A 15,524-nucleotide genomic window follows, 5' to 3' on the forward strand; every position below is an offset into this window, starting at 1 on the left:
ATGGTAGTGTGGGGTCTCCCCATGCGAGAGTAGGGAACTGCCAGGCATCAAACAAGTGAAGAAACCCTGAACGCAAGTTCAGGGTTTTTTTACGTCTGTAGCCAGGGGATAGTCCAGGTTTTTCTTACGTCTGTAGCCAGGAGATTTTACGTCTGAAATTCAGCCAGTCCCGCAAAAACCCCCCCGCTTACCGGCCCTTTATCAGCCAGTTTTCAATAAAATCAGCCACGCTAACCGGCTGATTAATATCAGGAATAAAGTAGCCGTTTGTTAATTTCTCATCGCTGGCCAGCGCAATCACATATCCATCCAGTAAATCAGCCACTTCACCTTTGACACCACGCCGCCACAGAGCGATTTTGGTTACAGGTTAACCTCAAAACCTTAAGCTAATCCTGATAAATCAGCACTAATTTGGTTCTCTTTTGTATCCACTGAACGACTGCCACTCCTGAACCCAGTCGTTGAAGTGTTGACTCCAAAAAGCGATCATTATCTGTTGAATTAGATCCACATTTCAGCAATAAAAAACCATTATCAGAATCACGCCTATATGCAAAATAGGCATAAATCCAAGCGTCAGCACGGTCAAAACGCGACTTAAATGGCCAATTTACCGGTATGAATCCCGCTTTAAACTGAAACATTTTCATAATCCGCATGAAGACTCGACATTCAGCGGATGCCAGGCTAACCTCGGGCATCTGGATGTCTAAACGTTTATACGGTTATCAGTAAGAGGTCAGTCAGTTATGCCAATCAGAATCCCCGACGAATTACCGGCAGTGAATTTTTTGCGTAATGAGAACGTGTTTGTCATGGCCTCATCGCGCGCCAGTGTTCAGGAGATTCGTCCGCTAAAAGTACTGATCCTCAACCTGATGCCAAAAAAGATCGAAACGGAAAATCAGTTCTTACGCTTACTCTCTAACTCGCCACTGCAGATTGACATACAGCTACTGCGCATCGACAGTCGTGAGTCACGCAATACTCCGAGCGAGCATCTCAATAACTTCTACTGCAACTTCGAAGATATTGAGCACGATAATTTCGATGGTCTGATCGTTACGGGTGCCCCGCTGGGATTGGTAGATTTCAATGACGTGGCATACTGGCCGCAGATTCAGCGTGTGCTGCACTGGGCGAAAGAACACGTCACATCCACGCTGTTTGTCTGTTGGGCGGTGCAAGCAGCCCTGAACATTCTCTATGGTATTCCTAAGCAGACGCGGCAGAACAAACTTTCGGGTGTATATGAACATCAAATCCTGCATCCACATGCCTTGTTAACCCGTGGATTTGACGACAATTTCCTCGCGCCTCATTCGCGTTATGCTGATTTCCCGAGCCAGTTAATTCGCGACTATACCGATCTCGAGTTGTTTGCCGAATCTGACGCTACCGGGGCTTACCTGATGGCGAGCAAAGACAAGCGCCTGGCATTTGTTACTGGCCATCCTGAATACGATGCGCTGACGCTGTCCGGTGAATATCATCGAGATTATGATGCCGGGCTGCACCCGGAAGTACCGTTTAACTACTTCCCGCAGGACAACCCTGAACTGCCACCGCGTGCCACCTGGCGCAGCCACGGTAATCTGTTGTTCTCAAACTGGTTAAACTATTACGTTTACCAGATCACGCCGTTCGATCTGCGTCATATGAACCCCACACTCGACTAAAGCAAAGCTCGCTTTTCTCATTAAATGTGCCGTGACAGCCTCGTGCTGTCGCGGCATTTTTTTTGCCTTGCGCAAGGTTGTGGAATCCATTGCCTTTAATTCGAGAGTTTAAATTACATTTAAATCAGAAAGATAAATCAGTTAATAAACAAAAATGGAAATAGTTTTTGAAAACAAAATAAAAATCATTATGCTCTGATCTTGCCGGTTAAAAATCACCCTACACCCGGCCCCCCGTAAGTGGGGGACGGATCAAAACAGGAGCAGCCCGCATGACAGATTCGGTTATCCACAATACGCTGACTTTCACTCAGCCCTTTACCCAAGCGGAAAAGCAGCTGCTCACACCGGAAGCCATCGACTTCCTGCATACACTGGTTGCACGTTTTGCACCGGAACGTGAGCGCCTGTTAAAGGCACGTCAGCAGCGCCAGCAACGTTACGATCAGGGGGCCTTACCGGACTTTGATTCGGAAACAGCTTCCATTCGTAATTGTGACTGGCAGGTACGTCCAATTCCCCAACTGCTGCGCGATCGTAGCGTTGAGATCACCGGTCCGCCGGATCGCAAAATGGTGATCAACGCGCTGAATGCTAACGTCAATGTCTTCATGGCCGATTTTGAGGATTCACTGGCACCGACCTGGCAGAAATTGATGGATGGCCAGCTGACACTGCGCGATGCGGTTAAGGGCACGCTGAGCTTCACCAGTGAAGCGGGCAAGATCTACCAGTTGAAATCCGATCCTGCTCTGCTGATGTGCCGTGTACGTGGACTGCATCTGAATGAAAAGCATGTTGAGTGGCGCGATCGTGCCATTCCTGGCGGACTGTTTGATTTTGCGCTCTATCTGTTCCACAACGTTGATGCGCTGCTGGAGAAGGGGCACGCGCCCTGGTTCTATCTGCCAAAAACCGAGCATGCGTCTGAAGTGGCGTGGTGGCGTGAGATCTTCCGCTTTAGCGAAGATCGTTTTGATCTGCCGCGCGGCACCATCAAAGCCACGGTGTTGATCGAAACGCTGCCGGCAGTCTTCCAGATGGACGAGATCCTGTGGGAACTGCGCGATCACGTGGTCGGCCTGAACTGCGGCCGTTGGGATTACATCTTCAGTTACATCAAAACCCTGGCACAGCACGGCGATCGCATTCTGCCGGATCGTCAGCAAATCAGCATGGATCAGCCTTTCCTCGATGCCTATTCACGGCTGCTGATCAAAACCTGCCACCGCCGCGGCGCCTTAGCGATGGGTGGCATGTCCGCGCTAATCCCCAGTAAAGACGCCGAACGTAATGCGTGGGTGATGCAGAAAGTACAGGAAGACAAAGCGCGTGAAGCCGGTAACGGTCATGACGGCACCTGGGTCGCACACCCGGGCCTGGCCGATATCGCGATGGCAGAATTTGATCGCCAGCTGGGTGAGCAACCGAATCAGTTGCATGTCAGTCGCGATCAGGATGCGCCCATCACCGCCGAACGCTTGTTGCGCCCATGCCGGGGGCTGCGTACTGAAGCGGGTATGCGCGCCAACATTCGTGTGGCGCTGCAATACCTTGAGGCGTGGATCGGGGGTAACGGCTGCGTGCCTATCGATGGATTGATGGAGGATGCCGCCACGGCAGAAATTGCTCGTACCTCCATCTGGCAGTGGATTCACCACAAACAGATCCTCAGCGATGGCCAACTGGTGACCACCGAGCTGTTTGAACGTCTGCTGGATGAGGAGATGCAAGCGCTGCAACACACGCTGGGTGAAGAGCGCTGCCGTAGCGGGCGCTTCGCCGATGCCGCCGCACTGATGGCGCAAATCACCACGGATAACGAGCTGGTTTCTTTTCTCACTCTGCCGGGCTACCGCCTGCTGCCATGAACCTGGAGATAACGCTATGAATCGTAACCAACAGATCAAACAACTGGAATCGAGCTGGAACGACGCACGCTGGCAGGGCATTACCCGCCCCTACAGCGCGGAAGATGTTATCAACCTGCGCGGTTCGGTGAATCCGGCCTGTACGCTGGCAGAGCGGGGGGCCAATAAACTGTGGTCGCTGCTCAACGGTGAATCCACCAAGGGCTATATCAACAGCCTTGGTGCCTTAACCGGCGGGCAGGCGATACAGCAGGCCAAAGCAGGAATCGAGGCGATCTATCTCTCCGGCTGGCAGGTAGCAGCGGATGCGAATATGGCCGGGCAGATGTATCCCGATCAATCGCTCTACCCGGCGAACTCGGTGCCCAATGTGGTCGAGCGTATTAATCAGAGCTTCCAACGCGCCGACCAGATTCAGTGGGCGAATGGTGTGTCACCAGAGGATGAGGGCTTTATCGACTACTTCCTGCCGATTGTGGCGGATGCGGAAGCAGGCTTTGGTGGCGTGCTCAACGCCTTCGAGCTGATGAAATCGATGATACAAGCAGGCGCCGGCGCGGTGCACTTTGAAGATCAGCTGGCCTCGGTGAAGAAGTGTGGCCATATGGGCGGCAAAGTGTTGGTGCCAACCCAGGAAGCGATTCAAAAACTGGTGGCCGCGCGACTGGCAGCCGATGTCATGGGGGTGCCCACCATTTTGCTGGCGCGCACCGATGCGGATGCTGCTGATTTGATTACCTCCGACTGTGACGAGCGCGATGCGCCGTTTATCACCGGGCAACGCACTGCGGAAGGGTTCTTCCGCACTCGTGCCGGTATTGAGCAGGCGATCAGCCGAGGCTTGTCGTATGCGCCGTACGCAGATGTACTCTGGTGCGAAACCTCGACGCCGGATCTCGAACTGGCGCAGCGTTTCGCCGATGCGATCCACGCACAATATCCGGGCAAATTGCTGGCCTACAACTGTTCGCCATCGTTTAACTGGAAGAAGAACCTCGACGATCGCACCATCGCCCGTTTCCAGCAGGCATTGAGCGACATGGGCTACCGCTTCCAGTTCATCACGCTGGCGGGTATCCACAGTATGTGGTTCAACATGTTCGATCTGGCGCACGCGTATGCGCAGGGTGAAGGTATGCGCCATTACGTTGAGAAAGTGCAGCAGCCGGAATTTGCCGCGCGCGAAAAAGGTTACACCTTCTCCTCACATCAGCAGGAAGTGGGCACCGGCTATTTTGACCGTATCACTAACGTGATTCAGGGCGGCCAGTCTTCCGTCACTGCACTGACCGGTTCCACTGAGGCCGCGCAGTTCTGATCAGTCTGCATGCGTACCCTACGAAAATCGCACGATACATTCGTAGGGTCGCCATTGATGACGACCAAAAACCGCATCCCGGACTTTCATCACGCCTGGCCCACGGACGGGCGCCCTTTGCCGGAGCGTTGCCGATGACACCAAGAGAATCTCTGATCGCCCACACCATTCTGCAAGGTTTCGATGCGCAGTATGGCCGCTTTCTGGATATTACTGCAGGCGCCCAGCAGCGCTTCGAGCAGGCCGACTGGCATGCCGTGCAGCAGGCGATGAAAGCGCGTATCCATCTTTATGATCACCATGTCGGACTCGTGGCCAACCAACTGCGCATCCTAAATGACGTGTCGAACTGGGATGAGGCGTTCTGGCTGCGGGTAAAAAGCCATTATGAGACGCTGCTCCCCGGCTATCCGCGCCATGAAATCGCCGAAAGCTTTTTTAATTCCGTCTATTGCCGTCTGCAAGGCCATAGTCATCTGGATCCCGAACGCCTGTTTATCTTTCCGTCGCAGCCTTTTGCCCCGACGCCGCTGGCCCAGCGTCCGCTGTCACGCTTGTATCGCCCGCAGCACAACTGGCATGAGGTACTGCGTCAGGTGCTCAATGATATTCCTTTGCGCTTACCCTGGCAGGACCTCACCCGTGATATTGGCTGGATTGTCCGCCATCTGCATGAGCAGTTCAGCTCCACTCAACTGGCAGCTGCCACGCTGGATGTCGCCGGTGAATTGTTCTACCGAAATAAAACCGCATGGATTGTGGCGCGATTGCAGCTGAGTGATGGCATGGTGCCTTGCTTACTGCCTATTCAGCGTGATGAGGCGGGACGCTTGTGGATCGACACCTGCTTAACCGACAGCGACGACGCCAGCATCGTGTTTGGCTTCGCCCGCGCCTACTTTATGGTATATGCACCCGTTCCTGCGGCGTTGGTTGCCTGGCTGCAACCGATTCTGCCGGGAAAAACCCTTGCCGAACGCTACATGGCCATCGGTTGCCAGAAACACGGCAAAACCGAATGCTACCGCGAATACCTGGATTATATGGCACACAGCGACGAAGATTTCACCATCGCGCCCGGCATCCGCGGTATGGTGATGCTGGTGTTTACGCTGCCAGGATTTGATCGCGTATTTAAGGTGATTAAAGATCGCTTCGCGCCGCAGAAAGAGGTCACTGATGCGCAGGTGCGGGAATGCTATCGCATGGTCAAAGAACACGACCGTGTGGGACGCATGGCTGATACTCAGGAATTTGAGTACTTCGCGATACCGCGCGCACGTATCCCGGCAGAGCTGATGGAGGAATTTCAACGCGACATTCCGGAGAAGATGGAACTGCGTGACGATGTGCTGATCATTCGACATCTGTGGCTGGAGCGTCGCATGGAGCCACTCAATTTGTGGCTGGCGCAGGCCACGCCGGAACAGCGTCAGCACGCGGTGAGTGAATATGGCGACGCGATTCGCCAGCTGGCGGCAGCCAACATTTTTCCCGGCGACATGCTGTTCAAAAACTTCGGCATGACGCGCCACGGCCGCGTGGTGTTTTACGACTACGATGAAATTCGCCCCATGACCGAATTGCAGTTCCGCGATGTGCCGCCAGCGCGTTACGAAGAGGATGAACTGCAGGCCGAGCCGTGGTACAGCGTGGGACCGGATGATGTGTTCCCGGAAACCTTCCGCTATGCGCTGTGCAGCGAACCAGGCACCGGAAGGTTATTGCAGGCGTTGCATCCGCAATTGTTTGATCCGGGCTGGTGGCGCGCGCTGCAAGCGCGCATTCGTCAAGGACACATCGAAGAAGTGATCGCCTGGCGCGCCGGACAACGTTTCAGCGCGCGCTATGCATCAGTGGCCGCTTAGCGGCCAGAATAGGTTTGCGTGACTTGCCTGGCGGCGCGGATCACCAGCGCGCCCAGTTCGGTCACGCGGTCGTCGGTCATGCGCGCGATTGGGCCGGAAATCGAGATGGCGGCAAAAGGCTCGCCGTGCTCGTCATAAATCGGGGCCGCTACGCAGCGCAGGCCCAGCGCGTGCTCTTCATCATCGTGCGAAAAGCCCATCTTACGGATCAGCGCCAGATTCTCTTTGAGGCTGTGCGGAGACATCAACGTTTTCGGCGTGTAGTGGTGCAATCCTTTCTGATGCAACAGCGCGGTCACCTGCTCATCGCTGAGATGGGCGAGAAATGCTTTGCCAGCGCCAGACGCGTGCATCGGCAGCTTACCGCCAATCGGTGCCGACATCCGCATCAGCTGCGTACACTGCACCTGATCGATGATCACTGCCTGGTAATCGCTGAGATCCAGCACCGCCAGATTCACCGTCTCTCCGGCATCTTCCATCAGTTTACGCAGGATGGGATGGACAATCGCCAGCAGATTGCGGCTCTGCAGGAAGCTACTGCCGACCACAAAGGCATGTGATCCGATGGTCCAGAAGCCCAGATCACCGACCTGATGCACAAATCCCTGCTGCTGCATGGTGGTCAGCAAGCGATGCGTGGTGGAATTCGGTAAGCCGGCCTGTTGAGCCAGCTCGGTCAGCGCGACGCTGCCGTGAGATTCGGCGATCAGTTCGAGTAAACGCAAACCGCGCGTCAGGGATTGAACTTGCCCACCTGCCGGGGCGCTGGTGGCTGTTGCGGCACGCGGTTTTTTTCCACGTTTCGCCGGTACTGGGGTTGCCATAACGTCTCCACAATCGCATCAATGCTGGAAACCATTTTCGTTTTTGGGCGTATGAATGCAAACGCTGCTTTACTGGTCGGATCTGTGATGCTTTCAGGCTGAAAATGTCTCATCTGTCGTGACTTTTGCTCGCCGGAAAGTTATGCCAGTATGTCTGGCTGGCATATTAGCCAATGCAATGACGTGGACGGGGCGAGAGTGAGCAACAAAACCGAAATGCTGCATCAGCAGCTGGCACAGCGCATTATGATTTTGGATGGTGGCATGGGCACCATGATCCAGAGTTATAAACTGAGTGAAGCAGATTTCCGGGGCAGCCGTTTTGCCGACTGGCCCTCTGATTTAAAAGGCAATAACGATCTGTTAGTGCTCACCAAACCGGACGTTATTCGCGAAATTCATGATGCTTATCTCGCCGCTGGCGCAGATATTCTGGAAACCAACACCTTCAACTCCACCACCATTGCGATGGCCGATTACGCGATGGAAGCTTTGTCAGCGGAGATTAACTTTGAAGCGGCAAAACTGGCGCGTGCCAGTGCGGATGCATGGACGGTGAAAACACCGGACCGACCGCGCTATGTTGCGGGCGTGCTCGGTCCCACCAACCGCACCTGCTCCATTTCGCCCGATGTGAACGATCCTGCCTTCCGTAACGTCACCTTTAATCAGCTGGTGGAAGCCTATCGCGAATCAACGCATGCCCTGATTGCGGGTGGCTCCGACCTGATTATGATCGAAACGGTGTTCGATACTCTGAATGCCAAGGCGGCGATTTACGCTGTGCAGGTCGAGATGGAAGCGATGGGCGTGAAGCTGCCGGTGATGATCTCCGGAACCATCACCGATGCCTCGGGTCGCACGCTCTCCGGGCAAACCACCGAAGGTTTCTACAACTCACTGCGTCACGCCGAGCCGCTGTCGTTCGGCCTCAACTGTGCGCTGGGCCCGGACGAGTTGCGTCAGTATGTGCAGGAGCTATCCCGTATTGCGGAAGGCTATGTCACTGCCCACCCTAACGCCGGATTGCCGAATGCGTTTGGTGAATATGATTTAGATGCGGCAACCATGGCTGAACAGATCGGCGAATGGGCGCGAGCTGGCTTTCTCAATATCATCGGCGGCTGCTGCGGTACCACGCCGGAGCATATCGCGGCGATGGCGGCGGCGGTTGAGGGCGTTGCACCCCGTCAGTTGCCTGAGATCCCCGTTGCCTGCCGTCTGTCCGGTCTGGAACCCCTGAATATTCACGCTGATTCACTGTTTGTGAACGTCGGCGAACGCACCAACGTCACCGGTTCGGCCAAATTTAAGCGTCTGATTAAAGAAGAGAAATATAACGAAGCGCTGGATGTGGCGCGTCAGCAGGTGGAAAGTGGCGCGCAAATTATCGATATCAACATGGACGAAGGCATGCTGGATGCGGAAGCTGCGATGGTGCGCTTCCTCAACCTGATTGCCGGTGAACCCGATATCGCACGCGTACCGATTATGATCGACTCCTCCAAGTGGGAGGTGATCGAGAAAGGGCTGCAGTGCATTCAGGGCAAAGGCATCGTTAACTCCATTTCGATGAAAGAGGGCGTTGAGCCGTTTATCGAACACGCGCGCAAAGTGCGACGCTACGGTGCCGCTATGGTGGTGATGGCGTTTGACGAAGTCGGCCAGGCGGATACCCGCGCACGCAAAATCGAAATCTGTCATCGCGCCTACAAGATCCTGACGGAAGAGGTCGGTTTCCCGCCAGAAGACATCATTTTCGACCCAAATATCTTCGCAGTCGCCACCGGTATTGAAGAGCATAATAACTATGCGATGGACTTTATTGGTGCCTGTGAAGACATCAAACGCGAACTGCCGCATGCGATGATCTCCGGCGGCGTCTCTAACGTGTCGTTCTCTTTCCGCGGTAACGATCCGGTGCGTGAGGCGATTCATGCGGTGTTCCTCTATTACGCGATTCGCAACGGGATGGATATGGGCATCGTCAACGCCGGGCAGCTGGCGATTTATGATGATTTGCCCGCAGAACTGCGCGAAGCGGTGGAAGATGTGGTGCTGAACCGCCGCGACGATGGCACTGAGCGTTTGCTGGAGCTGGCGGAGAAATATCGCGTTAGCAAGAGCGACGGTGAGCAGGAGAAGCAGCAGGCCGAATGGCGTAGCTGGGACGTGGTCAAGCGTCTGGAATACTCGCTGGTAAAAGGCATCACTGAATTTATCGAGCTGGACACCGAGGAGGCGCGTCAGGCTGCCGCACGGCCCATTGAGGTGATTGAAGGGCCGCTGATGTCCGGCATGAACGTGGTCGGCGATTTGTTCGGCGAGGGCAAAATGTTCCTGCCGCAGGTGGTGAAATCGGCGCGCGTGATGAAGCAAGCGGTGGCCTATCTCGAACCTTATATTGAAGCCAGCAAAGAAGCCGGGCGCAGCAACGGTAAAATCGTGCTGGCGACGGTGAAGGGCGATGTGCATGACATCGGCAAAAACATCGTCGGCGTGGTTTTGCAGTGTAATAACTACGAAATTATCGATCTTGGCGTGATGGTGCCAGGTGACAAAATCCTGAAAACCGCCATGGCTGAAAATGCCGATATCATTGGGCTTTCTGGGCTGATTACGCCATCACTGGATGAAATGGTCAACGTGGCGAAAGAGATGGAGCGTCAGGGCTTCACCATCCCGTTACTGATTGGCGGTGCGACCACGTCGAAAGCGCATACGGCGGTGAAGATCGAGCAGAACTACAGTGGTCCAACGGTGTATGTGCAAAACGCCTCGCGTACCGTGGGTGTTGTCTCTTCACTGCTCTCCGAAAGCCTCAAAGAGGAGTTTGTGGCACGCACGCGCAAAGAATACGACACGGTGCGCATTCAGCACGCACGTAAAAAGCCACGTACGCCGCCGGTCAGCCTGCAAACCGCACGCGACAACGATTATGCCATCGACTGGGAAAGCTACACGCCGCCAGTCGCGCATCGCCTTGGGGTCAGCGCGGTTGAAGCCAGTATCGACACGCTGCGTCACTACATCGACTGGACGCCGTTCTTTATGACCTGGTCGCTGGCGGGGAAATACCCACGCATTCTCGAAGATGAAGTGGTGGGTGAAGAGGCTAAACGCCTGTTTGCCGATGCCAACGCTATATTGGACAGGCTCAGTGAAACCGGCACCCTCAATCCGCGTGGCGTAGTAGGGATTTTCCCGGCAAACCGCGTCGGAGACGATATCGAAGTCTACCGTGATGAAAACCGCGATCAGGTGATAGGTGTGAGCCATCACTTACGTCAGCAGACCGAGAAGACTGATTTCGCCAACTACTGCTTAGCTGACTTTGTTGCACCGAAATCCAGCGGTAAAGCCGATTATCTCGGCGCTTTTGCGGTGACCGGTGGGCTGGAAGAGGATGCGCTGGCCGAAGCGTATGAGCAGCAGCATGATGATTACAATAAGATCATGGTTAAGGCGCTGGCAGACCGTCTGGCAGAAGCTTTTGCCGAATATCTGCATGAGCGGGTACGTAAGGTGATTTGGGGCTTTGCTGCCCATGAGAACCTGAGTAACGAAGAGTTGATTCGCGAAAATTATCAGGGCATTCGTCCTGCTCCGGGCTATCCGGCCTGTCCGGAACACACGGAGAAAGCGCAAATCTGGCAGTTGCTGGATGTGGAGACGCACACTGGCATGAAGCTCACGGAATCCTTTGCTATGTGGCCGGGCGCGGCAGTATCCGGCTGGTATTTCAGCCATCCGGACAGCAAATACTTCGCTGTGGCGCAGATACAGCGCGATCAGGTGGAAGATTATGCGGCGCGTAAAGGGATGAGTGTCAGTGAGGTTGAGCGCTGGCTGGCACCGAATCTGGGTTATGACGCGGATTGATGGGCTGATGGCGTAAAAGGACACGCAGAGCATGCAGTCGGGGCCCAACCAGGCTAGGCCCCGAGACCTCCAGGTAAGCACCTGGAGGTCAACGCCGTTTCAACCTTCCACACTTGTCGTTAATTAAACCGCGCATCACGATCTGAGGTCATGTCATACAGCTGATATTTACGCCCCAGCATCTGTCCGCCATCACGCGTTAGCGGCACCCAATTCACCTGCGCACGCCCACGAGTTGGCGTCACGGTAAACAGATCCATTGGAATCGAGATATAGAAGCCTTTGGTGAAGTCGCCTTCGCCATAGGCCTCGGCGGACACGTTGGTTTTAGTGGCGTAGAAGCCGACCATCACACCGCTGTCGAAGCGCTTCGACACATCAACCGTCACACCTTTATCTTTCGCCAGATATTCACCGACGCTGGCTTTCACCAGCACGTCCTGCATGAACCATGGGCGCCAGTACGCGGTGAAGTGTCCGGTTGGGGCTTTGTAGTCGGTGAACTGCATCATGTTGTCCCAGTCACGTTGTTTCACGTAGTTGGCATCAACACCAAAAGCCCAGTTGCTGTCTATCGGACGATACAACACTTCACCACCCACGCCGCCGTACATGGTTTCGAGATAACCGCCGTACACCTGGCCATAGAAGCCATTGCCGAGATACCCCATGTAGTTGGCTTGCAGGTCATTAACGTAAACATTGTTCTCGACGTAGTCGCGAATATGGGTTCGCACGCGCGGCAGGGTGGAGTCAGCCGGCGCGCCATTGTAGTTAAATTTGTCGTAGTTATTGGCGAGGTTACCAAACAGGCTGCCGCTAACCAGCAGGTGATCAGTCAGTGCGTAATCAACGCTGCCCATCACGCCCAGTTGGTACATGTAGAAGCTTTCAGGCCCACCAACCGACTGATTGAGCACCGGTGCCAGATTGTAGTGAAGGCGATCTTTGCGGATAAATAAGCCTTGTTCAGTCTCGCCTGGATCGACCGGATTCTCACGCGTCTGCTGCAGCGGCCGCTCATGACCCAGCGGGTAACCGCTGAGTTCGTTATGCAGGCTGGCAACGTCGGTGCGGGTGGTCACCTGCGGCATATTGAGACGCGACTCGGTGACATCTATGGTATCAATGCCGGCCGGCAGGTTGTTCATGATGATGCGATTGGCACGATCGACGCCTTCGCGCGTATCGCGATATTTCGTTTGTTCGCCAGAGACATACAGCGTACTGCCTTTGGTCTGGATGCGCGGACCGCTTAATCCGGCGTTGTACTTCAGATCGGTCAGCTGGTTGGCTACCACCGTCGGTTGCAACAGATCGCCCTGCGGCTGCGGATGGTAAGCCGGTTTGGCACTATCAATGTGCGACTGGCGCAGATCGTTGAAGTTAGTGCGCACGGTCACGCCAAACATAAAGGTGTTGCCACGCTCATAGCTGGCGTTGATATCGGCCCAGTCGGTCAGGCGATAAATCGCTCCAACGTTGACCTTGCTGCGCTGTTCCAGACGTCCGGCAAAGTCATCCTGATAGTCATTGCCTTCATATTCCAGCTTCAGGCGTAGCGGCTGCCAGGGGGTTTGATACTCCACGCCGCCAAACAAGGCTGCCGGGCCGTGGAACATCTGGGAGCCATTGATAGAACCCGCTGAGCCACCGCCGGTGCGGCTACAGAAGCTGTCGCTATAGGAGCAGAACGGGTTTTTGATGCTGCCGCTGTTACCGAGATAGCCCCAGCCGATGCCCATGGTGAAATCAAACGGTCCCCAGGCTTTGGTTGCCACCAGATATTCACTGTCAAACAGGCCGGTACCGCCCAAATCACGCGATCCGACTGCCACTTCAGGCAGCCAGTAGCTCTCCTGCCACAGACGCAGCTTCACATCGAAGGCTTTATCTTTATAACTTTGGTCGCCACTGAAGCCTTCAACTGCGCTATAACGACGCGTGCGCACGTCAGTGTAACGCACGGTAGTTTCCAGCCATGGGAACAGCTGCAGCGAAGCAGAGTAGTAGCGATATTGATCGTTATCGCGGAAGTTCAGGCTGAATTCGCCCTCTTTCGCCATACGTGCCGTGGGGGTCTGCATCAAACCCACGCCGCCGAAATCCGATTGTGATGGCCCGATGGGTTCCGGCCAGGTTTCCGCGTGCACCTGGCATGCCGCAGAGACAGAAGCAGCCAACAGGCTGAGAAGTAATTGTTTTTTCATCAGTCTGGAATCCGGTGTGTCAGAACAGAAAGCATGCGCGCATTCAAATCAGCTTTGCCCCAGGGCAGGCTCCACGAGGTAAAGCCCAGCCAGATGATGCTGCCGGGTGCCACTTCCACGTGACGTTGATTCCAGTAGGCGACCGGCACCTGCTGCATCTGACCGGAAGGCGAGATCACCGTTGCGAAACTGCGCTCGGCTCCTGACAGGCGATCGTGCGTATCAAGGTAATCACGCACGGTACGACCGGGTTGCCAGCTTGCTTTGCCGGGATGTTCCAGCGCGCCGAGTATCAGCACCTGATTCGGTTGCGGCAGCGTGTAGAGGTCGTAGCTGCCCTGCAGCGTGCGATTGGCTTCTGGACGCAGGCGCACCCAATCAGGATCGAGCGCAGTGAACTGGCGCCCGGTGACCTGTATTGCGCTGAGCTGGTGGATCACCGCGCCAATGGTCGCTGCCAGCGTATCGCCGCTGTCAGCCTGCCAGGTGCGTAAATCAGCCAGCAGCTGTTTCTGTTGTTGCTGTGCCACCGCCGTTGCGCCACGTTCAGCAATCACCGTACCGGGCCACCAGGTGTGCAGTGACGGGTTGGTGACCAGCTGCGCCAGATTCTGTGCATGATCGATCTGCAGGCTGTTTTGGCTGTGCAGGTCATGCACCGTGACCTGACTATCTGCCAGCGCATAACCGGCCGTCAGCAGCGCGATGGCCGTTAACAGAGGGGAGATTATTTTCATGATTTCGCCGGCTTCAGAATAGTGGTTTCAACAGGGAAGGCATCTGCGGCGAGCATTTGATTTGCCTGCAAAACGCTGCCATCACGGTTATCGATCCAGAAGGTGTTTTGCCATTCTGCGCCGACATCATCCATTCGCACGGTCTCGATCCAGACACGGCAGGGCACGCGCTCACCAGCGATGTTCAGCACGGTGTCATCGCCGCGCTGAAAGGTGGAAATGGCGGTGGCAGCGCGCACTTTCTCTTTCTCGCGCCACTGCACCACGCGGGTCCAGCTGGCATTGTTTTGCAGATGCAGCGCATCGGCGAGCGGATCCTGCGCCAGATTGCTGACCTCATCAAGATTGCTGGTCAGCCCCAGCGTTTTGACCAGCCTGCCATGCTGCATCACCAGCATCGCCTTATCCTGAGTGATCCATTTCTGTTGGCCGTTTTCGTCGTAACCGAGCACCACAAAAATGCGTGGCCCTTTATTGATTCGCGCATACAGGCTGGCGTAAGGGAGACTGGCGACCTGCTCATCGGTGACGGTGACATCATCCGGACCGTTCACGGCCAGCATCACGGTTTGTTCCAGGCCTTTTTGCGTTTGTGTGCAGGCCTGCAGCAGCAGGCAGAAAAGCAGCAAGGAGAGTCGGTGCACTGTGTATATCCCTGTCAAAAATAAAACCAGGCAAAAAATAACCACACGGCTGTGTGGTTATGTTTAAAGGTGCTACATCAACGAGTGGTGCTCGTTGTGGTGGTCGTTGTTGTGCCGGTATTTGCGCCGTCGCCACCGCCAGCAGCAGCGATGCCGAGACCGACTAACGCGCCCAGTGCGCCGATACCTACAGCGGTAGTGGCACCGGTCGAGATTGCTCCCGCCTGCGCACCTGCTGCAGCACCAGCTTCTTCCGGTGCGGCAATCGCAGCGGAAGAAACGGCAACGTAAAGTAAGGCTGCGCCGGCAACCATCAGTTTTTTCATAACAACGTTTCCTGCATTTTTAGAAACAAATGAATGAAGGATGTACCCTAATTTCGGGCGCGTTCAGTATAGGGCAACAAATTACCAGAGTTCATCGCCAGTAAAAGAGGGTGAAAATCAGAGGTTATTCTGGTGATAAATACGGCGAATTGGCGATAG

General features: G+C 55.1%; 12 protein-coding genes. 5 read left to right on the plus strand and 7 right to left on the minus strand.

Annotated features, from left to right (window positions below; genetic code table 11):
- Positions 1-187: 187 nt before the first annotated feature.
- Both IAE30_RS18960 and IAE30_RS18965 read right to left on the minus strand, forming a co-directional pair.
- Positions 188-325, minus strand: a complete 138-nt coding sequence (locus tag IAE30_RS18960; protein WP_200680710.1) for a hypothetical protein — start codon at positions 323-325, stop codon at positions 188-190.
- A gap of 64 nt (positions 326-389) precedes the next feature.
- Complete coding sequence (locus IAE30_RS18965; protein ID WP_200680712.1) at positions 390-647, minus strand: hypothetical protein; 258 nt, start codon at positions 645-647, stop codon at positions 390-392.
- Positions 648-752: 105 nt separating this feature from the next.
- Between IAE30_RS18965 and metA the strand changes: the two genes are divergently transcribed.
- The 4 genes from metA (at position 753) to aceK (ending at position 6,739) form a co-directional block, all read left to right on the plus strand.
- Positions 753-1,682, plus strand: coding sequence for a homoserine O-succinyltransferase (gene metA, locus IAE30_RS18970; RefSeq protein WP_034827128.1), 930 nt, complete (start codon positions 753-755; stop codon positions 1,680-1,682).
- Between the two features lie 272 nt (positions 1,683-1,954).
- Entirely contained in the window at positions 1,955-3,553 is a 1,599-nt protein-coding gene (gene aceB, locus IAE30_RS18975) for a malate synthase A (protein ID WP_200680714.1), read from the plus strand.
- Positions 3,554-3,569: 16 nt separating this feature from the next.
- Entirely contained in the window at positions 3,570-4,871 is a 1,302-nt protein-coding gene (gene aceA / locus IAE30_RS18980) for an isocitrate lyase (RefSeq protein WP_045832423.1), read from the plus strand.
- A gap of 134 nt (positions 4,872-5,005) precedes the next feature.
- The gene (gene aceK, locus IAE30_RS18985; RefSeq protein WP_038643725.1) at positions 5,006-6,739 is read left to right on the plus strand and encodes a bifunctional isocitrate dehydrogenase kinase/phosphatase; all 1,734 of its coding nucleotides are present in this window, start codon (positions 5,006-5,008) and stop codon (positions 6,737-6,739) included.
- Here the strand turns inward: aceK and iclR are convergent.
- Complete coding sequence (iclR, locus tag IAE30_RS18990) at positions 6,736-7,566, minus strand: glyoxylate bypass operon transcriptional repressor IclR (RefSeq protein WP_038643723.1); 831 nt, start codon at positions 7,564-7,566, stop codon at positions 6,736-6,738. The genes aceK and iclR overlap by 4 nt on opposite strands.
- Positions 7,567-7,764: 198 nt before the next feature.
- Here iclR and metH point away from each other — a divergent pair, with 198 nt between their 5' ends.
- Positions 7,765-11,448 carry a methionine synthase gene (gene metH / locus IAE30_RS18995; RefSeq protein WP_200680716.1) on the plus strand — a complete coding sequence of 1,228 codons (3,684 nt, stop codon included), beginning with the start codon at positions 7,765-7,767 and terminating at the stop codon, positions 11,446-11,448.
- 119 nt (positions 11,449-11,567) lie between these two features.
- Here the strand turns inward: metH and IAE30_RS19000 are convergent, their stop codons facing one another.
- From IAE30_RS19000 to yjbE, 4 genes are all read right to left on the minus strand, one after another.
- On the minus strand, positions 11,568-13,658 hold the full coding sequence (locus IAE30_RS19000; protein WP_200680718.1) for a YjbH domain-containing protein: 2,091 nt from the start codon (positions 13,656-13,658) through the stop codon (positions 11,568-11,570).
- Positions 13,658-14,395 (minus strand): capsule biosynthesis GfcC family protein, encoded by a 738-nt coding sequence (locus IAE30_RS19005; RefSeq protein WP_200680720.1) that lies wholly within the window; start codon positions 14,393-14,395, stop codon positions 13,658-13,660. The genes IAE30_RS19000 and IAE30_RS19005 overlap by 1 nt, the downstream gene beginning before the upstream one ends.
- On the minus strand, positions 14,392-15,039 hold the full coding sequence (locus IAE30_RS19010; protein WP_200680722.1) for a YjbF family lipoprotein: 648 nt from the start codon (positions 15,037-15,039) through the stop codon (positions 14,392-14,394). Before IAE30_RS19010 ends, IAE30_RS19005 begins: the two co-directional genes overlap by 4 nt.
- A gap of 77 nt (positions 15,040-15,116) precedes the next feature.
- Complete coding sequence (yjbE, locus tag IAE30_RS19015) at positions 15,117-15,365, minus strand: exopolysaccharide production protein YjbE (RefSeq protein ID WP_034827112.1); 249 nt, start codon at positions 15,363-15,365, stop codon at positions 15,117-15,119.
- Positions 15,366-15,524 lie beyond the last annotated feature (159 nt).

Source organism: Pantoea sp. S61 (genome assembly GCF_016625145.1).
GTDB lineage: Bacteria > Pseudomonadota > Gammaproteobacteria > Enterobacterales > Enterobacteriaceae > Pantoea > Pantoea rwandensis_B.

Excerpts from the sequence above, each read along its gene's own strand:
- IAE30_RS18965 (WP_200680712.1), bottom strand. The coding sequence starts at position 647 with ATGTTTCAGTTTAAAGCGGGATTCATACCGGTAAATTGGCCATTTAAG.
- metA (WP_034827128.1), top strand. The coding sequence starts at position 753 with ATGCCAATCAGAATCCCCGACGAATTACCGGCAGTGAATTTTTTGCGT.
- aceB (WP_200680714.1), top strand. The coding sequence starts at position 1,955 with ATGACAGATTCGGTTATCCACAATACGCTGACTTTCACTCAGCCCTTT.
- aceA (WP_045832423.1), top strand. The coding sequence starts at position 3,570 with ATGAATCGTAACCAACAGATCAAACAACTGGAATCGAGCTGGAACGAC.
- aceK (WP_038643725.1), top strand. The coding sequence starts at position 5,006 with ATGACACCAAGAGAATCTCTGATCGCCCACACCATTCTGCAAGGTTTC.
- iclR (WP_038643723.1), bottom strand. The coding sequence starts at position 7,566 with ATGGCAACCCCAGTACCGGCGAAACGTGGAAAAAAACCGCGTGCCGCA.
- IAE30_RS19000 (WP_200680718.1), bottom strand. The coding sequence starts at position 13,658 with ATGAAAAAACAATTACTTCTCAGCCTGTTGGCTGCTTCTGTCTCTGCG.
- IAE30_RS19005 (WP_200680720.1), bottom strand. The coding sequence starts at position 14,395 with ATGAAAATAATCTCCCCTCTGTTAACGGCCATCGCGCTGCTGACGGCC.
- yjbE (WP_034827112.1), bottom strand. The coding sequence starts at position 15,365 with ATGAAAAAACTGATGGTTGCCGGCGCAGCCTTACTTTACGTTGCCGTT.